The 19,495-nt window shown below is 68.3% G+C and carries 19 protein-coding genes and 1 pseudogene; 10 read left to right on the top strand and 10 right to left on the bottom strand.

From position 1 onward, the window contains the following. Positions 1–34: 34 nt before the first annotated feature. Genes acpS through pyrE form a run of 3 tightly spaced genes read right to left on the bottom strand, consistent with a single transcriptional unit; the run spans position 35 to position 1,778 of the window. Complete coding sequence (acpS, locus tag G3M62_RS08790; protein WP_165186284.1) at positions 35–436, bottom strand: holo-ACP synthase; 402 nt, start codon at positions 434–436, stop codon at positions 35–37. Further along, positions 433–1,188, bottom strand: coding sequence for a pyridoxine 5'-phosphate synthase (locus G3M62_RS08785; protein ID WP_165186283.1), 756 nt, complete (start codon positions 1,186–1,188; stop codon positions 433–435). Before G3M62_RS08785 ends, acpS begins: the two co-directional genes overlap by 4 nt. A gap of 5 nt (positions 1,189–1,193) precedes the next feature. Further along, positions 1,194–1,778, bottom strand: a complete 585-nt coding sequence (pyrE, locus tag G3M62_RS08780; protein ID WP_165186281.1) for an orotate phosphoribosyltransferase — start codon at positions 1,776–1,778, stop codon at positions 1,194–1,196. A 240-nt stretch (positions 1,779–2,018) separates the two neighbouring features. Between pyrE and G3M62_RS08775 the strand changes: the two genes are divergently transcribed. From G3M62_RS08775 to G3M62_RS08755, 6 genes and pseudogenes are all read left to right on the top strand, one after another. After that, entirely contained in the window at positions 2,019–2,261 is a 243-nt protein-coding gene (locus G3M62_RS08775) for a hypothetical protein (protein ID WP_165186280.1), read from the top strand. Further along, the gene (locus G3M62_RS08770) at positions 2,222–2,635 is read left to right on the top strand and encodes an NUDIX domain-containing protein (protein WP_165186278.1); all 414 of its coding nucleotides are present in this window, start codon (positions 2,222–2,224) and stop codon (positions 2,633–2,635) included. Before G3M62_RS08775 ends, G3M62_RS08770 begins: the two co-directional genes overlap by 40 nt. A 33-nt stretch (positions 2,636–2,668) precedes the next feature. Beyond that, positions 2,669–3,520, top strand: a complete 852-nt coding sequence (gene kdsA / locus G3M62_RS08765) for a 3-deoxy-8-phosphooctulonate synthase (RefSeq protein WP_165186276.1) — start codon at positions 2,669–2,671, stop codon at positions 3,518–3,520. Positions 3,521–3,588: 68 nt separating this feature from the next. After that, positions 3,589–6,042: an ATP-binding protein gene (locus G3M62_RS08760; protein WP_205691963.1), complete on the top strand. Its 2,454-nt coding sequence runs from the start codon at positions 3,589–3,591 to the stop codon at positions 6,040–6,042. Positions 6,043–6,155: 113 nt separating this feature from the next. After that, a pseudogene (locus G3M62_RS26925) lies at positions 6,156–7,010 on the top strand (GAF domain-containing protein); the annotation flags it as partial. Beyond that, entirely contained in the window at positions 6,984–8,633 is a 1,650-nt protein-coding gene (locus tag G3M62_RS08755) for a PAS domain-containing sensor histidine kinase (RefSeq protein ID WP_425483863.1), read from the top strand. The pseudogene G3M62_RS26925 and the gene G3M62_RS08755, both read left to right, overlap by 27 nt. Here G3M62_RS08755 and G3M62_RS08750 read toward each other — a convergent pair. Both G3M62_RS08750 and rpoZ read right to left on the bottom strand, forming a co-directional pair. Then, the gene (locus tag G3M62_RS08750; RefSeq protein ID WP_165191250.1) at positions 8,630–10,855 is read right to left on the bottom strand and encodes a RelA/SpoT family protein; all 2,226 of its coding nucleotides are present in this window, start codon (positions 10,853–10,855) and stop codon (positions 8,630–8,632) included. The two genes, G3M62_RS08755 and G3M62_RS08750, sit on opposite strands and share 4 nt — an antisense overlap. Before the next feature lie 95 nt (positions 10,856–10,950). Next, complete coding sequence (rpoZ, locus tag G3M62_RS08745) at positions 10,951–11,310, bottom strand: DNA-directed RNA polymerase subunit omega (protein ID WP_007671240.1); 360 nt, start codon at positions 11,308–11,310, stop codon at positions 10,951–10,953. Between the two features lie 224 nt (positions 11,311–11,534). Here rpoZ and G3M62_RS08740 point away from each other — a divergent pair, with 224 nt between their 5' ends. Together G3M62_RS08740 and G3M62_RS08735 are read left to right on the top strand one after the other, a co-directional pair. Next, positions 11,535–11,924, top strand: coding sequence for a hypothetical protein (locus G3M62_RS08740; RefSeq protein WP_165186273.1), 390 nt, complete (start codon positions 11,535–11,537; stop codon positions 11,922–11,924). Then, entirely contained in the window at positions 11,921–12,139 is a 219-nt protein-coding gene (locus tag G3M62_RS08735; protein ID WP_165186272.1) for a helix-turn-helix transcriptional regulator, read from the top strand. Before G3M62_RS08740 ends, G3M62_RS08735 begins: the two co-directional genes overlap by 4 nt. Here G3M62_RS08735 and G3M62_RS08730 read toward each other — a convergent pair. From G3M62_RS08730 to folK, 3 genes are all read right to left on the bottom strand, one after another. Continuing rightward, entirely contained in the window at positions 12,136–12,735 is a 600-nt protein-coding gene (locus G3M62_RS08730) for a YdeI/OmpD-associated family protein (RefSeq protein ID WP_165186270.1), read from the bottom strand. The two genes, G3M62_RS08735 and G3M62_RS08730, sit on opposite strands and share 4 nt — an antisense overlap. A gap of 57 nt (positions 12,736–12,792) precedes the next feature. Next, positions 12,793–14,841 (bottom strand): M13 family metallopeptidase, encoded by a 2,049-nt coding sequence (locus tag G3M62_RS08725; protein WP_165186269.1) that lies wholly within the window; start codon positions 14,839–14,841, stop codon positions 12,793–12,795. Positions 14,842–15,036: 195 nt separating this feature from the next. Further along, positions 15,037–15,519: a 2-amino-4-hydroxy-6-hydroxymethyldihydropteridine diphosphokinase gene (gene folK / locus G3M62_RS08720; RefSeq protein ID WP_246263531.1), complete on the bottom strand. Its 483-nt coding sequence runs from the start codon at positions 15,517–15,519 to the stop codon at positions 15,037–15,039. Between the two features lie 53 nt (positions 15,520–15,572). Between folK and G3M62_RS08715 the strand changes: the two genes are divergently transcribed. Continuing rightward, on the top strand, positions 15,573–16,178 hold the full coding sequence (locus tag G3M62_RS08715; protein WP_165186267.1) for a LabA-like NYN domain-containing protein: 606 nt from the start codon (positions 15,573–15,575) through the stop codon (positions 16,176–16,178). 2 nt (positions 16,179–16,180) lie between these two features. Then, positions 16,181–16,858, top strand: a complete 678-nt coding sequence (locus tag G3M62_RS08710) for a uracil-DNA glycosylase (protein ID WP_165186266.1) — start codon at positions 16,181–16,183, stop codon at positions 16,856–16,858. 79 nt (positions 16,859–16,937) lie between these two features. On the opposite strand, the gene G3M62_RS08705 is transcribed toward G3M62_RS08710, so the two are convergent. Beyond that, a complete protein-coding gene (locus tag G3M62_RS08705; RefSeq protein ID WP_343037661.1) occupies positions 16,938–17,888 on the bottom strand; it encodes an SMP-30/gluconolactonase/LRE family protein in 951 nt (316 codons plus the stop codon). A gap of 2 nt (positions 17,889–17,890) precedes the next feature. Next, the gene (glpK, locus tag G3M62_RS08700; protein ID WP_165186263.1) at positions 17,891–19,381 is read right to left on the bottom strand and encodes a glycerol kinase GlpK; all 1,491 of its coding nucleotides are present in this window, start codon (positions 19,379–19,381) and stop codon (positions 17,891–17,893) included. Positions 19,382–19,495: the final 114 nt, after the last annotated feature.

Below are 19,495 nucleotides of genomic sequence, written 5' to 3'. Positions count from 1 at the left end.
TCGCTTCGCGATCGCCTCCCCCACAGGGGGAGGATCAGGTGGCCGGAACCGCCTCGATGATCACGAAGGCCTGGGCGTAAGGATGGTCGTCGGTCAGGGACAGATGGATCACCGCGGTCATGCCCTCGGGCGTCATGCGGGCCAGGCGCTCGGCCGCGCCGCCGGTCAAAGCCATGGTCGGCTTGCCCGACGGCAGGTTCACCACCCCCATGCCAGACAGATGAACTCCGCCCTTCAGCCCGGTGCCCAGGGCCTTGGAGCAGGCCTCCTTGGCGGCGAAGCGCTTGGCGTAGCTGGAGGCGCGGTCGGGCTTGCGTTCCGACCGATTGCGCTCGATCTCGGTGAAGCTTTTGTGGGTGAAGCGGTCGCCGAACCGTTCGAGGGTCTTCTCGATCCGGCGGATGTCGCACAGGTCCGAGCCGATTCCGATGATCATGCGGCCGTATCCAGGCGGGCGGCGTCCATCAGGGTGCGCATTCGCAGGATGGCTTGCGGCAGACCCACGAAGATCGCCTCGCCTATGAGAAAGTGGCCGATGTTGAGTTCGGCGATCTGCGGGATGGCGGCGATCGGCTTGACGGTGGCGTAGTCGATGCCGTGGCCTGCATGGACTTCCAGTCCCAGGCTCTGGGCCAGGGCCGCGCCGGTCTTCAGGCGTTCCAGAATGGCGGCGGCGCGGTCGACATGCCCCTCGCGGGCGACGTCGCAATAGGCGCCGGTGTGCAGCTCGACCACCTGGGCCCCGACATCGGCCGAAGCCTGGATCTGGGCCGGGTCGGCCTCGATGAACAGCGAGACGCGCGCCCCGACGGTGCGCAGGCGCGCGGTGGCGTCGGCGATGCGGTTGGCGCCCTTGACCACGTCCAGGCCGCCTTCGGTGGTGACCTCCTCGCGGCGCTCGGGCACCAGGCAGGCGGCGTGCGGACGGGCGGCCACGGCGATCCCCACCATCTCGTCGGTGACCGCCATCTCGAAGTTCAGCGGCTTGCCGCGCTTCAGGCACAGGTCGTTGAGCAAGGCGATGTCGGCGTCGCTGATGTGGCGGCGATCCTCGCGCAGGTGAGCGGTGATGCCGTCGGCGCCGGCCGCCAGGGCCAGCTCGGCGGCCCGCACCGGCTCCGGATAGCTGGACCCGCGTGCGTTGCGGATCGTGGCCACGTGGTCGATGTTGACGCCGAGCCGCAGCATGGTCGTCAGCCCCTCAGGCGCCGGCTGCCCGGATCCTCGATCGGGATCGCCGCCAGCTCAGGCGGCAGGGCGTCGGCCGGATAGGCCGGAACTTCCAGGCTGCACAGCGACACCAGCGGCACGCCGACATCGACCTTGCCGCCCGAGCGGTCGACGATGCAGGCCGCCGCGATGACCTCGCCGCCGGCCTCCTGGATCGCGGCGATGCACTCGCGCGACGACAGGCCGGTGGTGACGATGTCTTCCACCATCACGACCTTCTGGCCGGGCTCCAGGTGGAAGCCGCGACGGAACTTGAAGCTGCCGCCCTCGCGCTCGACATAGATCGAGGCGACGTTCAGGTGACGGGCGGTTTCGTAGCCGGGAATGATCCCGCCCACGGCCGGCGAAACGGCCACGTCGGGCTGGCCTACGGTGGCGATGACCTTTGCAGCCAGCGCCTTGCACAAGCGCTCGCAGCGCTCGGGCCGCATGAACACCAGGTTCTTCTGCAGGAAGACGGGGCTGTGCAGGCCGGAGGACAGCACGAAGTGGCCTTCGCGCAGGGCGCCGGCGGCGCGGAATTCGTCGAGGACGTCGTCGTTGGTCATGAGACGTGGATATAGCGAACCCGCGCGAGTCTACAAACCGCGACCGCTAAACTCACCCCACAAGGGAACAACAGCGCCGCTTGACCGCTATGGTCCGGTCCCCGTGTGAGTGAGGTGGACACGAGCCGTCCCGGACAAGGTCCGTGAGTCGCGGCGGCCACCGTCCAGAAAGGGCGCGTGCGCGAGCGCCGACGACCATCGATCCGACATCCCGGACAAAGACGACCCAGGGGATTCCCCATGACCGCCTATACCATCGCGACCTCGGCCAACCTTTTGTACAAAGCCGCCGAACTGGACCTGCTGGCCTTGCGCGCCGACCGTACCGATCACGCCCGGATCTACCAGCAGGTGGCCGACGTGAACCGCGTCGCCGCCGCCTTCGCCAAGATCGGCGAGACCCTGGACTGGCGCGACGCGCAGGCCGGTGTAGGGAAGGACGCATGTCCGATGAATCATCCGCCCCGCTCCGGCCGCGCGTAGGCTGCGGCGCGGCCATCCTCGACGCCGAGGGCCGCATCCTGCTGGTCCGGCGCAAGCGTCAGCCCGAGGCCGGCCATTGGGGCCAGCCCGGCGGCAAGCTGGACTGGGGCGAAACCAGCCGCGCCTGCGCCGAGCGCGAGATCCTGGAAGAGCTGGGGATCACCATCGTCGCCGGCCCCGTGCTGTGCGTCACCGACATGATCGCCGACGACGCCCACTGGGTGGCGGTGACCTATCGCGCCGACGGTTGCGTGGGCGAGCCGACGATCCAGGAGCCGCAAGCCTTGGCCGACTGGGGATGGTTTCCGCTCGACGCCCTGCCCTCGCCGCTGACCGCCGCGACGCTCGACGCGGTCGCTTCGCTTAGGGCATAAGCTCGCGGCTTGATTTGTAGAGAAGGTCCGCCGATGTCCGTCGTCACCCTGAAGCGCTGGAACCTGTCGATGGGCGCCGGCCAGCCCCTGGCCGTGATCGCCGGCCTGAACGTGCTGGAGAACCTGGATCTCGCCCTGGAGGTCGGGCGCGAGTTGAAGGCGATCACCGCCGAGCTGGGCCTGCCCTATGTGTTCAAGGCCAGCTTCGACAAGGCCAACCGCTCGTCGATCACCAGCTATCGCGGTCCTGGCCTGAAGGACGGCCTGGCCATGCTGGCCGAGATCAAGGCCAAGCTGGACGTGCCGATCGCCACCGACATCCACGAGATCGACCAGGCCGAGCCGGTCGCCGCCGTCGCCGACCTGGTGCAGATTCCCGCCTTCCTGTGCCGCCAAACCGACCTGATCGTCGCCGCCTCGCGCGCCACGGCCGCGGCCGGCGGCTGGCTGCACGTCAAGAAGGCCCAGTTCATCGCGCCCTGGGACTGCAAGAACATCATCCACAAGGCCCGCGAGGCCGCCCCCGACCTGCAGATCGTGCTGTGCGAGCGCGGCGCCTCGTTCGGTTACAACAACCTGGTGGTCGACATGCTGGGCATCCAGCAGATGCAGTCGCTGGGCGTGCCGGTGACCATCGACGCCACCCACGCCGTCCAGCTGCCGGGCGCGGATCCCCGCACCGCCGGCGGTTCGACGGGCGGCCGCCGCGAGGGCGTGCCGATCATCGCCAAGGCCGCCGTGGCCGCCGGCGCCGACGGCGTGTTCCTGGAATTCCACACCGACCCCGACAAGGCCCTGTGCGACGGGCCCAGCTGCCTGCCGCTGGGCGATGCGGCCGGGCTGCTGAAAACGCTGAAGACCCTGCACGCGGCTGTCCGCGCCTAGGAGCCTTTTCAAGCAGGCGGCGTTCTAGCTAAGCTGTTCGTCGTCCCGTTGGAAATCTCGTGAACCCCATGTCGCTCGACACGAGCCAGACGCTCGCCCAGGTCTTCCCGGGCGACAGCGACATGGCGCGCCGCATGCGCGAGACGGATTGGGCCGCTACCCCGCTCGGTCCGCCCGAGGCCTGGCCGACCGGCCTGAAAACGCCCCTGGCCATGATGCTGACCTCGCGCTTCGAGATGTGGCTGGGCTGGGGCGAGGACCTGCGCTTCTTCTACAACGACGCCTATGCCCCGACGCTGGGAACCAAGCATCCGGCGTCCCTGGGGCGGCCGTTCCACGAGGTGTGGCGCGAGGTCTATGCCGACGTCGAACCCCAGGTCCATTCGGTCATGCGCGACGGGGTCGCGACCTGGAACAAGGCGCTGCAGCTGCTGCTGGAACGCAACGGCTATCCCGAAGAGACCTATCACACCTTCTCCTACAGCCCGCTGCGCGACGGGAACGACATCAAGGGCCTGATGTGCGTGGTCACCGAGGAGACCGAGCGGGTGATCAGCGAGCGGCGGCTGGAGACCGTGCGCCGGCTGGGCGAATGCCTGATCGGCGCGGTCACCCAGGACGCCGTGCTGCAGGGCGTGTGCGACGCCCTGGCGGCCAACACCGACGACTTCCCGTTCTCGCTGGCCTATGTCCGTGATCCCCTGGGCGGGTTGGTCGGGTGCTCGGCCACCGAGGACGGCCGCGAGCTGCTGCAACGTCCCTGGCCGCTGGACGCCGCACGCGGGACCGCGCGGAAGCAGGCCTTGCCTCGAGGTGCCTATCCTACCGGAACCTGGGCGATCCAGCCGACCGAATGCCTGGTCATGCCGATCGCCGGCGCCCTGGGCGATCCGGCGGCCACGCTGGTGCTCGGGCTCAATCCGCACCGTCGTGGCGACGAAGGCCTGCTGGACTTGGCGACCCTGATCGCCGACCGCGCGGCCGGTGCCTTCGCCCAGGCGCGCAGCGTCGAGGAAGAACGCCGACGCTCGGACCGGATCTGGACCAACGCCCGCGACCTGATGGTCGTGGTTGACGGCGATGGCGTCTTCCAGTCCGTCAGCCCGGCCTGGACCCGCATCCTCGGTCATAGTGTCGAGGACGTGATCGGTCGTCGGATCGCGGATTTCGTCGTGCCCGAAGACGCCGTCGTAACCGACCAGGCGCTCGACGAAGTCTTCCATGATTCACAGGTCACCGGCTTTGAGAACCGCTACCGGACGCTGGATGGCGACGTGCGCTGGATCTCGTGGAACACCGCCTTCGAGGACGGCCTGGTCTACGGCTACGGTCGCGACATGACCGAGGAGAAGCAGCAAGCGCTGGCGCTGAAACAGGCCGAGGAAGCCCTGCGCCAGGCCCAGAAGATGGAAGCCATCGGCCAGCTGACCGGCGGGGTCGCCCACGACTTCAACAACCTGCTGACCGTCATCCGCTCGTCGGCCGACCTGCTGCGCAGCCGTGACCTGCCGGCCGATCGCCGTCGGCGCTATATCGACGCCATCTCCGACACCGCCGACCGGGCCGCCAAGCTGACCAGCCAACTGCTGGCCTTCTCGCGTCGCCAGGCCCTGAAGCCCGAGCACTTCAACATCGCCACCAAGGTCGAGACCCTGGGCGACATGCTGCGCTCGATCCTGGGCGCCCGCATCCGACTGGACGTCTCGGTGCTGTGCGAGGACTGCTTCGTCGAGTCCGACATCAACCAGTTCGAGACGGCCCTGATCAACCTGGCGGTCAATGCGCGCGACGCCATGGGCGGCGAAGGCGTGCTCCAGGTCCGCATCGACGCGGCCGGCGCCATACCGGCCCTTCGCGGCCACGCGGCCAGCCGGGGCGACTTCATCACCGTCGCCGTGGTCGACGGCGGCGGCGGCATCGCCCAGGACGACCAGGCGCGGATCTTCGAGCCGTTCTACACCACCAAGGAGGTCGGGCGCGGCACCGGCCTGGGGCTGAGCCAGGTCTACGGCTTCGCCAAGCAGTCCGGCGGCGACGTGGCGGTGGACAGCCGCGTCGGGCAAGGCGCGACCTTCACGCTCTACCTGCCGCGCACGCGACGCGCCGAAGCGCCGCCCGCGCCTTCGGCCACGCCCGTCCGCAGCCGGCACGATGGCCGCGTGCTGGTGGTCGAGGACAACGCGGCGATCGGCGAGTTCGCCACCCAGTTGCTGCAGGACCTCGGCTACCACACCGAACTGGCCGCCAACGCCGTGGAGGCCCTGGCGCGACTGGAAACCTCGGCCCCGTTCGACCTGGTGTTCAGCGACGTGGTCATGCCTGGCATCGGCGGCGTCGAGCTGGCGCGCACGATCAACGGTCGCTGGCCCGGCGTGCGGGTCGTGCTGACCAGCGGTTACAGCCACGTGCTGGCCACCGATGCTCACCACGGCTTTCCGTTGCTGCACAAGCCCTACTCGGTCGAGGAGCTGTCCCACATCCTGCGCCAGGCGGCGGCGACCGAACGCGCGGAAACGGGATAGACCCACGAGGGGATCGCCGGGAACCCATCGCCCCGCTATGCGTCATAGGCGACGGGCGACGCACTCGTTATAGCGTCAGGATACTGTTGAGGTCGGGGCAGGTGTCGAGAGCAATGATTGACACCGATCCGTCGGAGCGCGAAACGCGCCGCCTCCAGGCGCTCCACCGCTACGACATCCTCGATACGCCGCGCGAAGCCGCTTTCGACGAGATCGCCCAGCTGGCGGCCGAGATCTGCGGCACGCCGATCGCCGTGGTCAATCTGATCGACGAAGGCCGGCAGTTCTTCAAGGCCGAGGTGGGCCTGGGCGTGCGCGAGACGCCGCTGGAGACCTCGTTCTGCGCCAAGGCGATCCTGGAGGACGACTTCCTGCTGGTTCCGGACGCCACGACCGACGCGCGGTTCCTGGGCAATCCGCTGGTGACCGGCGAACCTGGCCTGCGCTTCTACGCCGGCGCCCTGCTCAAGACCGCCGAGGGCTTGCCGATCGGCACCCTGTGCGTGCTCGACACGGCGCCCAAAGCGCTGACCGCCATGCAGCAGCGCACGCTACAGGTGCTGGCGCGCCAGGTGATGAACCAGCTGGACCTGCGACTGGCCCTCAAGCAACGCGACCGCGACGCCCAGCAGTATCGCACCCTGTTCGACTCGATGGACGAGGGCTTCTGCGTCATCGAGTTCTTCGACGGCCCCCACGGGCCGCTTAGCGACTACATCCATGTCGACGCCAATCCGGCCTACACCCGCCACGCCGGCATCCCCGAGGTCGTGGGCCAAAAGGTGCGCGAGATGGTCGGCGAGGAAGCCGACAGCTGGGTCGAGCGTTACGGCGCCGTGCTGCGGACGGGCGAGCCGATCCGTTTCGAACAGGAACTGGTCGCCACGGGCCGCCATCTGTCGCTGTCGGCCTTCCGGATCGAACCGCCCAGCCGCCGCCAGGTGGCGGTGCTGTTCCAGGACGTCACCGAGCGCCGCCAGGCCGAACTGGCCCTGCGTCAACTGAACGAGACCCTCGAAGCCCGCGTCGCCGAAGCCCTGGCCGAACGCCGCGTGCTGGCCGACATCGTCGAGGGCACCAACGCCTTCGTCCAGGTCGTCGCCCTGGACTTCCGCTGGCTGGCCATCAACAGCGCCGCCGCGAACGAGTTCGAGCGCATCTTCGGTCCACGGCCCAAGGTGGGCGACAGCATGCTGGACCTGCTGGCCGACCAGCCCGAGAACCAGGCCCAGGTAAAGGCCGTCTGGGCCCGCGCCCTGGCCGGCGAGGACTTCGTCGAGGTCGGGACGTTCGGCGATCCGGGGCGCGACCGGCGCGCCTACGAGATGCGGTTCGGCGTGCTGCGGGACGAGAACGGCGACCAGGCGGGCGCCTTCCAGTTCGTCTACGACGTCACCGAGCGCCTGCACGAGCAGGAGCGGCTGCAGGAGGCCGAGGACGCCCTGCGCCAGGCCCAGAAGATGGAGGCGGTCGGCCAGTTGACCGGCGGCCTGGCCCACGATTTCAACAACCTGCTGTCGGGCATCGCCGGCTCGTTCGAGATGATCGGCTCGCGGCTATCCCAGGGCCGCATGCGCGACGTCGAACGCTACCTCTCGGCCGGCCAGGGGGCGACGCGGCGCGCGGCCGCCCTCACCCATCGCCTGCTGGCCTTCTCGCGCCGCCAGACCCTGTCGCCCAGGCCGATCGTGATCAATCGACTGATGGCCGACCTGGTCGACATGGTGCGGCGCACGGTCGGCCCGTCGATCGCCGTCGAGACCGTCGCCGCCGGCGGCCTGTGGCCCACGCTGGTGGATTCCAACCAGCTCGAAAACGCCCTGCTGAACCTGTGCATCAACGCCCGCGACGCGATGCCCGACGGCGGCAGCATCACCATCGAGACGGGCAACAAGTGGCTGGACCGCCGCTCGGCGCTCGAGCGCGGCATGGAGCCGGGCCAGTACGTCACCGTCTGCGTCAGCGACACGGGCGTGGGCATCGACAAGGCCATCCAGGAGCGGGTGTTCGACCCGTTCTTCACCACCAAGCCGATCGGCGAAGGCACCGGCCTGGGGCTGTCGATGGTCTACGGCTTCGCCAAGCAATCGCACGGCCATGTCCGCATCTATTCCGAGCTGGGCCAGGGCACGATGGTCTGCATCTACCTGCCGCGCCATTTCGGCGAGGAGGAGATCGAGGAAGCTCATCCGGCCGCCCCCTTCCCCCAGCCCAGCGCCGGCGAAACCGTGCTGGTCGTTGACGACGAGCCGACCATCCGCATGCTGATCGTCGATACGCTGAACGAGCTCGGCTACAGCTGCGCCGAGGCGCCCGACGGACCGGCGGGCCTGAAGATCCTGCAATCGGGCGCCCGGATCGACCTGTTGATCACCGACGTAGGTCTGCCCGGCGGGCTGAACGGGCGCCAGGTGGCTGACGCGGCCCGGGCGCTGCGTCCAGACCTGAAGGTGCTGTTCATCACCGGCTACGCCGAGAACGCCGTCCTCAACCACGGACATATCCAGCATGGCATGGAGGTGCTGACCAAGCCCTTCGCGGTGGCCGACCTGGCCGGTCGGGTCGATCGGATGCTGCGGGCGAGGCCCTAGCCCCGCGTCCGGTCCACAGTCTCCACCGTCGGACAGGTGCGCAGCGCCGCCGAGATGTTGGTCAGGTGCTTGGCGTCGCGGACCTCGACGTCGATATCGACATCGAAGAAGTCGCTCTGGCGGTGGTGCATGCGCAGGTTGACGATGTTGCCGCCGGCCTCGCCGATGATCGTGCAGACCTGGCCCAGCACGCCCGGCGCATTGCCGATGGTGGCGTGCAGGCGGGCCAGCGACACGGTCTCGCGCTCTGCCTCGGGCGTCCAGTTCAGGTCGCGCCAGAGGTCCTCACGGTCCTCGTATTCGGCCAGCTTGGGGCAGTCGATGGTGTGGACATCCAACCCCTCACCGTCCTCGCGCAAGATGCCGACGATGCGGTCGCCCGGCACCGGGCTGCAGCAGTGGGCGAAGTGCAGAGAGACGCCCGGGGTCAGGCCGCCGCCACGCACATAGAGCCGCGCGGCCGTGCCGCCCTCGATCTTGCGCCGCGCCGTGGCCACGGCCACGTCGGTGTCCTTCATGCCCGGGAAAGCGGTTTCCAGCACCTGGCTGGGCGAAACCCGGCCGCGTCCGACGGCGTCGAACAGGGCCTCTTCGGTCTCCAGGGCGAAACGCTCCAGGATCGGCCGCAGCGAGACGTCCTTCAGCTTCTTGCCGGCCCGCTCGAACACCTGCTCCACCGAGGCCCGGCCCAGGCGCAGGAACTCTTCCTTCTCGGTCTGGCGGATGTGGCGGCGGATAGCCGAGCGGGCTCGTCCAGTCACCGTCAACGAACGCCAATCCGGCGGCACCACGGGCTTGGAGCCCCGGATCACCTCGACCACGTCGCCGTTGTTGAGCAGGGTGCGCAGCGGCTTCAGCTCACCGTTGATCTTCACCCCGATACAGGTGTCGCCGACGCTGGTGTGGACCGCATAGGCGAAGTCCAACGGCATCGCGCCCCGCGGCAGGCTGACCAGCTTGCCCTTGGGAGTGAACACGAACACCTGGTCGAGGAACATCTCCAGCTTGGCGTGCTCGACCAGTTCCTCGGCGTCACCGCCGTGCTCCAGCACCTGGACCAGCTGGCGCAGGTTGGCCAGCGGATCGCGGCCGCCGGCGGCCTCCATGCCTTCCAGGTCCAGGCCGTAGGAGGCGTCCTTGTAACGGAAGTGGGCGGCCACGCCCTCTTCGTTGACCCGGTCCATGGCCTCGGTGCGGATCTGCATCTCGATGCGCATGCCGCGCGGCCCCACCACCGTGGTGTGCAGCGAACGGTAGTTGTTGCGCTTGGGCGTCGAGATGAAGTCCTTGAAGCGGTCGGGCACGCTGGACCAGGCGCGATGCACCACGCCCAGGGCCCGGTAGCAGTCCTCCTCGCTGTCGACGATCACGCGGAAGGCGTAGATGTCCGACATCTGCGAAAAACCGATCGACTTGCGTTGCAGCTTGCGCCAGATCGAATAAGGCGACTTCTCGCGGCCGAAAACCCGGGCCGGCAGGCCGCCCGATTCCAGGCGAGCCGAGATCTCCTGGCTGACCAGGGCCACCGCCCCGCCCTGCTCGGCGCGCAGGGTGTCGAGCCGGCGGATGATGGCGGTGCGGGCCACCGGATTGGTGTGCTCGAAGCTGAGCTCCTCCAGTTCCGTGCAGATCCGATGGCAGCCGATGTTGCGGGCCAGCGGCGCGTAGATGTCGCGCGTCTCGCGGGCGATGCGCTCGCGCTTGGCCTGACTCTTGATGAAGTGCAGCGTCCGCATGTTGTGCAGACGGTCGGCCAGCTTGACCAGCAGGACGCGGACGTCCTTGGAGATGGCCAGGATGAATTTGCGCAGGTTCTCGGCCTGGCGCGAATGCTCGGCCTGCAGCTCCAGCTTCGACAGCTTGGTGACGCCCTCGACCAGCTCGGCGATCTCTTCGCCAAACAGCTTGCCGATCTCCTCCTTGGTGACCGGCGTGTCCTCGATCACGTCGTGCAGCAGGGCCGTGACGATGGTGGCGGTGTCCAGCCGGTATTCGGTCAGGATGCCGGCCACCTCGATCGGGTGGGCGTAGTAGGGATCGCCGCTGGCCCGGGTCTGGCTGCCGTGCATGCGCATGGCGTAAACATAGGCCCGGTTCAGCAGGGCCTCGTCCGCCGTCGGATCGTAGGCGTGGACGCGCTCGATCAACTCATACTGGCGAAGGATCTTCTGGCGAGGCTTGGAGGCTGGCGCTGGAGCGGGAACCGGCTCGACATGCGTCAGAGACGAAGACGCGCCCGGTTGTTCACCGGGCGCGCGTTCGGACGGAGCGGCGGCGGGCGCCGCTTCAAGAATAAGAGGGTCTGCGCCGTCGGGGCTCAGTACCGCTCCTCCTGACCGCCATCGCGGTCGCTCTGCAGAGCGCGAACGAGCTCGAGCTCGCTCATCTGCATGTGGGTGGGATCGGCCAGCAGGGCGAGGGTTTCGGCCTCTTCCTCGGCTTCGGTGTGCTCATCCACGCGTTGCAGCGTGGTGATGAGCTGTTCCTTGAGGCCCTCGTGATCGACCACGTCGTCGGCGATCTCGCGCAGGGCGACAACGGGGTTCTTGTCGTTGTCGCGATCGACGAGCAGCGAGGCGCCGGCCGAGATGCCGCGCGCCCGGTGGGCGGACAGCAGGACCAGAGCGAAACGGTTGGGAACCTTCTCGACGCAATCTTCGACGGTGACGCGGGCCATGAATTCCTCGGGCTATGAGCCTTGGTTATCGCAAAATAGGGTCTCGAGCGGCGTTACACAACGCCGCATCGGTAGAGTCCCGGCTTTCGCGAGGGGGCGCTTATGCCGTGTTCGCGGGGAGAAGTCCAGACTTCCGTACAATGCGCCAGGCCTCCAGATGTTGGGTTGACCCAACATGGCGGAAAATGTTAGGTAAACACAACTCAATGATGGGAATACCCAACATGACCCCGACTTGGCCGACCAGTTGGCGCTACACCTTGGGAGCGGTTGTCGCGTGGATCCTTTTCCTGGCCTGCGTGCTGGGCGTGACGGCCGGGCGGGCTCAAGGCTGGCCGATGGCCGCGCTGGCCGCCCTGGCCCTGGTTCCCGCCCTCACGGTCGCCCTGCAGTTTCGCGCCGCCTACAGGCTGATCGCCGAGCAGGACGAGTTCGTCCGCGCCCTGACGCTGAAGCGCATGACGGTGGCCGCCGCCGCCGCGATCACCCTCGCCACCGCGTGGAGCGGGTTGGAGCTGATCGGCCTGCCCCACCTCCCGGCCTGGCTGATCTATCCGTTGTTCTGGGGTCTGTTCGGCTTGGTGACGCCGCTGATCCGGGACACCCGCGCGTGAAGAGCCGCCTCAAGGTGCTGCGGGCCGAGCGCGGCTGGACGCAGGAGCAGCTGAGCCAGACCGTTGGCGTGTCACGCTACGCGATCAACGCCCTGGAAACCGAGCGGCATGACCCCTCGTTGGATCTGGCCTTCCGGATCGCCGGCGCCTTCGGCCTGGCCGTCGAGGCGGTCTTCCCCAATCCTCACGCCAAGCCAGGCGACACGGCGCCTTAGCGCGCCTTCTGGGGATAGACCGTCTCGCCGCGTTCCAACATGGCCACGAAGGTCTGGATCTTCTTCTCGCGCCCCGCCGACGTCTTCACGTGATGCATGCGGAAGGCCAGGGCGAAGCGGTTCTGCTCGGTCAGCTTGGCCAGCATCGCCTTGGCCTTGGGGCTGGCGTCGATGGCCGCCTGCAGGTCATCGGCGATCTTCAGCCCCTTCCCGCTGCCATAGGCCTGGTCCCAGCGACCGTCGGCCTTGGCCGCCTCGACCTCGCGCAGGCCGTGCTCGGTCATCCGTTTCTCGGCGACCAGGCGGGCGACATTGTCGACGTTGATCTGGCTCCAGATGCTCTTCTTGCCGCGCGGCGTGTAGCGCTGGAGGAAACTCCTGTCGTCGAAGCCCTTGCGGACGGCGTCGATCCAGCCCCAGCACAGCACCACGTCGATCGCCTGCTTGGCGGTGATCGAGGGCAGGCCCGAGCCGACCTTGTGGATCTTGATCCAGACCTCGCTCTGCTTGTCGTGGTGGCGCGACAGCCAGTCGTAGAAGGCGTCGGCGTCTACGAATTCGTGGACGTGGGCGGGATCGACCTTGATGGGGGCCATCGGCGGTTCTCGGGCAAGGAGCGTCCCGGGCGCGAGGCCCGGGACGGGGAAGCCTTGCTACCAGACCTTCACGCGCTTTTCTGGCGGCAGGTACAGCGCGTCGCCCGGCTTGATGTCGAACGCGGCGTACCAGGCGTCGAGATTGCGCACGGTGTCGGCGCGGTACTGGTCGGGCGCGTGGCCGTCGGTGACCAGTTGCTGGCGTTCGGCCTCCGGACGGGTATAGCCGCGCCAGGACTGGGCGTAGGCCAGGAAGAACCGCTGGTCGCCGGTCAGGCCGTCGATCACCGGCGCCGGCTTGCCGCCCAGCGAGGCGTGGTAGGCGTCCAGGGCCGCGGCTAGACCGGCGACGTCGGCGATGTTCTCGCTGAGCGTCTGCTTGCCGTTTACGGCCAGGTCGGGGAACGGTTTGTAGCCGTCGAACTGGGCGGCCAGGGCCGTGCCGGCCTTCTGGAAGTGATCGTAGTCGGTCGGGGTCCACCAGTTGCGCAGGCGGCCCTGGCTGTCGAACTGGGCGCCCTGGTCGTCGAAACTGTGGCTGATCTCGTGGCCGATCGTGCCGCCGGTTCCGCCATAGTTGGCCGCCGCGTCGGCGTCCGCGTCGAAATACGGGGCCTGCAGGATGGCCGCCGGGAAGTTCAGGCCGTTCAGCATCGGCAGGTTCACGGCGTTGACGGTCTGGGGCGTCATCACCCACTGGCCGCGATCGACCGGCTTACCCAGTTGGCCGATCCAGTAGGCGGCCTCGAACTTCTCCGAGCGCTGGAGATTGCCGATCGGGTCGCCGCGCACGATGTCGAGCGCCGAGTAGTCGCGCCAGGTGTCGGGATAGCCGACGCCAACCTTCAGCACCTCGACCTTGCGGCGGGCCTCGGCCTTGGTCTCCGGCGCCATCCAGTCCAGGGCGTCGATGCGGCGCACGAAGGCGGCCTTCATGTTGTCGACCATGGCCGTGATCTCGGCCTTGGAGCGCGCGGGGAAGTACTGCTCGACATAGAGCTTGCCGACCACCTCGCCCAGCACGACGTTGGTCGAGTTGACGCCGCGCTTCCAGCGGGCCGACAGCTGCGGGGTGCCCGACAGGGCTTGGCCGTAGAAGGCGAACCGCTCATCCACGAAGGCCTTGGGCAGCAGGTTCGAATAGTGGTCCAGATAGTGGAAGGTCAGATAGTCCTTCCAGGTATCCAGGTTCTCGTCGGCGGCGACCTTGCCCAGGCCCACGACCATGGTCGGATGCCAGACGATGAAGCGCGACTGGCCGCCAAGGCCCGCGGCGGCGAAGAAGGTCTTCCAGTCCAGGCCGGGGGCCTTGGCCGCGAAGTCGGCCTGGGTCCAGCTGTTGTTGGCTTTCTGGACGTCGGCGCTGTCGGCGCGCGTGGCCGAGGCCTGGGCGATCCTGGTCTCCAGGGCCAAGATCTTCGCCGCCTTGGCGTCGGCGTCGGCGACGCCGCCCAAGGTCAGGATCTTGGCGACGTGGGCGAGGTACTTCTCGCGGGTCGTCTTCATCGCCGCCTTGTCCGACAGGTAGTATTCGCGGTCGGGCATGCCCAGGCCGCCCTGCAGCAGGAACGGCGCATATTTGCTGGTGTCGTCGAACGCCGGCGAGGCCCACAGGCCCAGGACGTTGTCGGTGTAGAAGTCGGTGGCGTTCAGGGCGTCGACGTCAGCGCGGACGTTGCCGCCCAGCACGGTGGCCAGGTCGGTGCGGGTCTTGATCGCCGCGATCCGCGCCAGACCGGCCTTCATCGGCGCCAGACCCGCCTTCTCGATCGCCGCCTCGTCCATGTAGCTGGCGTAGTAGTCGCCGACCTTCTTGGCGTCGGCCGAACCGGCGTCCTTGGCGGCGGCCTGGATCAGATCGACCGTCCGCTTGGCGGTCGTCTCGGTCAGGATGGCGCCGACGCCGTAGCTGCTGCGGTCGGCGGGGATCGGATTGGCCTTGATCGCCGCGCCGTTGGCGTAGGTCCAGAAGTCGTCGCCGGGCTTGATCGCCGTGTCGAAGGCGGACTTGTCGACGCCGCTCTTCAGGTCGGCGGCGAAAGCGGGAGCGGACGACAGCAGCGCGCAGGCGGCGGCGCAGGCGAGCAGCGAACGGGTCAGGGTCATGCAGGAAAGGTCCCAAGAAGCGCGAGCGCGATGGCGCTCAGCACGATTTGGCGCGGACTATCCTGCCGGCTCGGTCCGGGTGCGAATTAAAGTTTGGCAATGTGCTGGCACAGCGAATGACGAAGGGGACACACACTCGCCCCACGGCATATGCGATCTGGATCGGGACGATTGAGCGAGTGTGTGCCCCCCGCCTCAAACCACGGACTTTGCGTCTGTTCCGACCGTCGCGGTCGCCGCCAGGTCCGCCGCCGTTTTCCCGCTGACCGGGTGACGCCAGTCCGCCGCGATCTGCGCCAGGGGCCCCATCACGAACAGCCGCTCGTGGGCCCGGGGATGCGGCACGACCACCGCGCCGTCCAGCACCGTGCGGCCGTGGGCGATCAGATCCAGGTCCAGGGTGCGGGGCGCGTTGGGCTCGGCGCGGACCCGGCCAAAGCGGGCCTCGATCCGGTGCAGCGCGGCCAGGACCTCGTCAGCCGACAGCGCCGTCTCGACCAGCACGACGCCGTTCAGATAAGCGGGCGCGGTTCGGTCGGGCCAGGCGGCCGAGGTCCACCAGGACGACCGCGTCGCGACGCTCAGGCCCTCGCCCGCCAGCGCCTCCACAGCGGCGTCGAGCAAGGCCTCGCGACTCGGGTATGATCCGGGCAGGCTGCAGCCCAGGGCGACCAACACCGCCTGATCCAGTCCTTTTTGATCGTGCTGATTTTTCAAGGATTTTTGACCACGTGACCTTCTACCCGACCGAGCGCCTGGCGCTGTTCATCGACGGGGCCAATTTCTTTTCCGCCGCCAAGGCCCTGGGCTTCGACATCGACTACCGCAAGCTGCTGGATGAGTTCCGCAAGCGCGGGATCCTGGTGCGCGCCTACTACTACACCGCCATCGCCGAGAACGAGGAGTATTCCCCGATCAGGCCGCTGGTCGACTGGCTGGACTACAACGGCTTCACCCTGGTGACAAAGCCGGCCCGCGAGTTCACCGACAGCCAGGGCCGCAAGCGCTGGCGCGGTGACATGGATATCGAGATCGCCGTCGACATGCTGGAGATGGCCGCCACCGTCGACCACCTGGTGCTGTTCTCGGGCGACGGCGACTTCCGCGCCCTGGTCGCGGCCGTGCAGCGCAAGGGCCGCCGGGTCACCGTGGTTTCGACCATGAAGAGCCAGCCGCCGATGACCAGCGACGACCTGCGCCGCCAGGCCGACAACTTCGTGGACCTGGCCGACCTGGGGAACATCATCGGCCGCCCGCAGGCCAACCGCCCCCCCCTGCCCCGCTTCGTCACCGATCCGGTGCGCGGGTCCGCCCATGACGAAGGCGACGAGGACTAGCCATGGGCCAGCATTCCAACATCGCCGGCGAGGTCGTGCCCTCGCGCGCCGAGCCGCCGCGCGACTGCCCGCTGTGCCCGCGCCTGGTGGCCTATCGCCGCGAGAACCAGGACCTGTATCCCGATTGGTTCAACGGCCCGGCCCCGTCGTTCGGCGACCATGAGGCCCGCCTGCTGGTCGTGGGCCTGGCGCCCGGCCGCAAGGGCGCCAACCGCACTGGCCGGCCGTTCACCGGCGACTATGCCGGGACCCTGCTCTACGACACCCTGATCAAGTACGGCTTCGCCGCCGGCAAGTTCGAGGCGCGGCCCGACGACAGTCTGAAGCTGATCGGCAGCGCGGTGACCAACGCCGTGCGCTGCGCCCCGCCCGGCAACAAGCCCGAGACGTCGGAGGAGAACAACTGCCGGCCGTTCCTGACCGCGCGGTTGGAGATGTTCCCCAACCTCAAGGCCATCGTCACCCTGGGCGACGTCTCGCGCCGCAATCTGCTCAAGGCGCTGGGCCTGAAGGCCTCGGCGGGCCTGCCGGGCCATGGCACGGAGTTCCAGGCCGGGCCCTATCGGGTGTTCAACAGCTATCACTGCTCGCGGCTGAACACGAACACCGGCCGACTGACGACGCCGATGTTCGAGGAGCTGTTCGCGCGGGTGAAGACCTATCTGGACGCCAATCCGTAACTCGGGCGAGGACACACACTTACGGCGGAGCCTTTGCAAATCCGGCAAGGCTGTTGGGTGAGTATGTGTCCCCAGTCGTTCACCACACCAGCCCCGTCGTCTTCAGTCGCACCCGCGCCAGCGTGTGGTTCGAGGCCAGGAACAGTGTCCGCCCGTCCTCGCCGAACGCGCAGTTGGCGATGGCCGTGCCGGTCTCGATCACGCCGATCAGCTCGGCCTCCGGCGTCAGCACCAGCACGCCGCCCGGCCCCGTGGCGTAGAGCCGCCCCTCGGCGTCCAGGCACATGCCGTCCGGCAGCCCCTGCCCGCCAGCTTGGCTCAGCGGCATGGCGTCGAAGAAGACAGCCTTGGAAGTCGTCAGGCCGTCGGGCCCCAGGTCATAGACCATCAGCACCGGCCCCTTGGGATCCGACACCGAGACGTACAGCCGACCCTCATCCGGCGATAACGCGATCCCGTTCGGGAAGGTCAGCTCGGCGTCCAGCAGATCCAGCGTCCCGTCCGGCGCCAGGCGATAGACGCCGTTGAAGTCCAGCTCGCGCAGCGGTGAGGCGTTGCGGCCCTTCAGGCCATAGGTCGGATCCGTGAAGTAGATTGCGCCGCTCTTGGCCACGGCCAGATCGTTGGGACTGTTGAACCGCTTGCCGGCGTAGCGCTCCAACAGAATCGTCTTCGCGCGGGTCTTCAGGTCCAGCTTGGCCAGGGCCCGGTTGCCGTGATCGCAGACCAGCAGGTCGCCGGCCGCGTCCAGCGCCATGCCGTTCGAGCCCGGTTCGGCGAAGGCGTCGGTGGGCGGGCCAGCATAGCCCGACGGGTTCATGAACTCGCTGACCCCGTCCGCTTCGCTCCAGCGGTACATGACGTTGCCCGGCACGTCCGAGAACACCAGATAGCCACCCTCACGCACCCAGACCGGGCCTTCGGACCAGATGAAGCCTTCGGCCAATTGCTGGATCTCGGCCTCTGGGGCGATCACGGCGTCGAGTTTCGAAGACAGGCGATGGATCTGGCCGACGACGGGGTAGCTCACGCTCAAGACCGCACCCGCGGCAGCGCATCCAACCACCGCGCATAGGCCTCTTCCCGCACGTTGACGCTCACCGTCGGCGTCAGCAGTTCCGCCTCCGGCCGCGCCTTCACCGCCTCCTCGACCGAGCCATAGACGCCCGCCCCGACCCCCGCGAACAGGGCCGCGCCCAGGGCCGTGGTTTCCTGATAGCTGGCGCGGTGCACGGGAATGCCGGTCAGGTCGGCCAGGCGCTGGCTGAACCAGGCGCTCCTGGCCATGCCGCCGTCGATGCGCAGGGCGGCGTCCTCGAAGGCCGAGGGCGCGTCGGCCCGCATGGCCTCGATCAGGTCGCGCCCCTGGAAGACGCAGGAGTCGAAGGTGGCCTGGGCGATCTCGGCCAGGCCCGCGTCGCGGGTCAGGCCGAACACCGCCCCCCGGGCCTCGGCGTCCCACCAGGGGGCGCCCAGACCGGTGAAGGCCGGCACCACGACCACGCCATGATCGGCCCGCGCCGCCTTCGCCAGGGCCTCGGCCCCGCGCGGTCCGCCGGTGACCCCCAGGCCCTCGTTCAGCCACTGGATCGCCGCCCCGGCCACGAAGATCGAGCCTTCCAGGGCATAGGTCGTCCGTCCGCCCACCCGCGCCGCCACGGTGGTCAGCAGGCGCGAGGCCGAATGCGGGCGCGCCTCGCCGGTATTGACCAGCATGAAGCCGCCGGTGCCGTAGGTGACCTTCATCTCGCCGGGATGGATACAGCCCTGCCCCATCAGCGCCGCCTGCTGGTCGCCGGCCACGCCGCGGATCGGCAGCGGACGGCCCAGGATATCGGGCGTCACCTGGCCATAGTCGGCCGCGCAGTCCAGCACCGTCGGCAACAGGGCGCGGGGCACGTTCAGCAGGGCCAGCATTTCGTCCGACCAGTCCTGGGTCTGGATGTCGAACAGTAGGGTGCGCGAGGCGTTGGTGGCGTCGGTGACGTGGACTCCTTTTCCAGTCAGCCTCCAAATCACCCAACTATCGATCGTGCCGCACAGCAGCTCGCCCGCCTCGGCCCTCCGCCGCGCGCCGGGAACCTTGTCGAGAATCCAGGCGATCTTGGTGCCCGAGAAATAGGGATCCAGCAGCAGGCCGGTGGCCGCCGTGACGGCCGGCTCATGGCCTTCGCCGCGCAACCGGTCGCAGACGTCCGAGGTGCGGCGGTCCTGCCAGACGATGGCCGGATGGATCGGCCGGCCCGTGGCCTTGTCCCAGACCACCACCGTCTCGCGCTGGTTGGTGATACCCAGAGCGGCGATGTCGGCGCTATCGCGATCGCACTTCTCGACAGTGTCGCGCAGCACGCCCACGCAGGCGGCGTAGATCTCGTCGGCGTCGTGCTCGACCCAGCCGTCGCGCGGATAGCTCTGGCGCAGCGGCCGGCTGGCGTCGCACACCGGCTTGCCGTCCGCCTGGAACAGGATAGCGCGGGTGCTGGTCGTGCCCTGATCGAGCGCGAGGATCAGAGGTTGGCCCATGCGTCTTGCGTCTCCCTGGCGACTTTTGTGACGATCTTTTCCTGCGACATCGCGCCGCTTGTCTCATCGTTCCGTGGCTTGTCCTGTTTAAGCATGTTTTCATCTGACGCCGCC

It is taken from the genome of Caulobacter soli, assembly GCF_011045195.1.
In the GTDB taxonomy this organism is placed as follows: domain Bacteria; phylum Pseudomonadota; class Alphaproteobacteria; order Caulobacterales; family Caulobacteraceae; genus Caulobacter; species Caulobacter soli.
This window is presented reverse-complemented; position numbering and strand designations above follow the sequence as displayed.

Coding starts and splice junctions, on each gene's coding strand:
- acpS (WP_165186284.1), bottom strand. CDS start 436: ATGATCATCGGAATCGGCTCGGACCTGTGCGACATCCGCCGGATCGAG.
- G3M62_RS08785 (WP_165186283.1), bottom strand. CDS start 1,188: ATGCTGCGGCTCGGCGTCAACATCGACCACGTGGCCACGATCCGCAAC.
- pyrE (WP_165186281.1), bottom strand. CDS start 1,778: ATGACCAACGACGACGTCCTCGACGAATTCCGCGCCGCCGGCGCCCTG.
- G3M62_RS08775 (WP_165186280.1), top strand. CDS start 2,019: ATGACCGCCTATACCATCGCGACCTCGGCCAACCTTTTGTACAAAGCC.
- G3M62_RS08770 (WP_165186278.1), top strand. CDS start 2,222: ATGTCCGATGAATCATCCGCCCCGCTCCGGCCGCGCGTAGGCTGCGGC.
- kdsA (WP_165186276.1), top strand. CDS start 2,669: ATGTCCGTCGTCACCCTGAAGCGCTGGAACCTGTCGATGGGCGCCGGC.
- G3M62_RS08760 (WP_205691963.1), top strand. CDS start 3,589: ATGTCGCTCGACACGAGCCAGACGCTCGCCCAGGTCTTCCCGGGCGAC.
- rpoZ (WP_007671240.1), bottom strand. CDS start 11,310: ATGGCCCGCGTCACCGTCGAAGATTGCGTCGAGAAGGTTCCCAACCGT.
- G3M62_RS08740 (WP_165186273.1), top strand. CDS start 11,535: ATGACCCCGACTTGGCCGACCAGTTGGCGCTACACCTTGGGAGCGGTT.
- G3M62_RS08730 (WP_165186270.1), bottom strand. CDS start 12,735: ATGGCCCCCATCAAGGTCGATCCCGCCCACGTCCACGAATTCGTAGAC.
- G3M62_RS08725 (WP_165186269.1), bottom strand. CDS start 14,841: ATGACCCTGACCCGTTCGCTGCTCGCCTGCGCCGCCGCCTGCGCGCTG.
- G3M62_RS08710 (WP_165186266.1), top strand. CDS start 16,181: ATGGGCCAGCATTCCAACATCGCCGGCGAGGTCGTGCCCTCGCGCGCC.
- glpK (WP_165186263.1), bottom strand. CDS start 19,381: ATGGGCCAACCTCTGATCCTCGCGCTCGATCAGGGCACGACCAGCACC.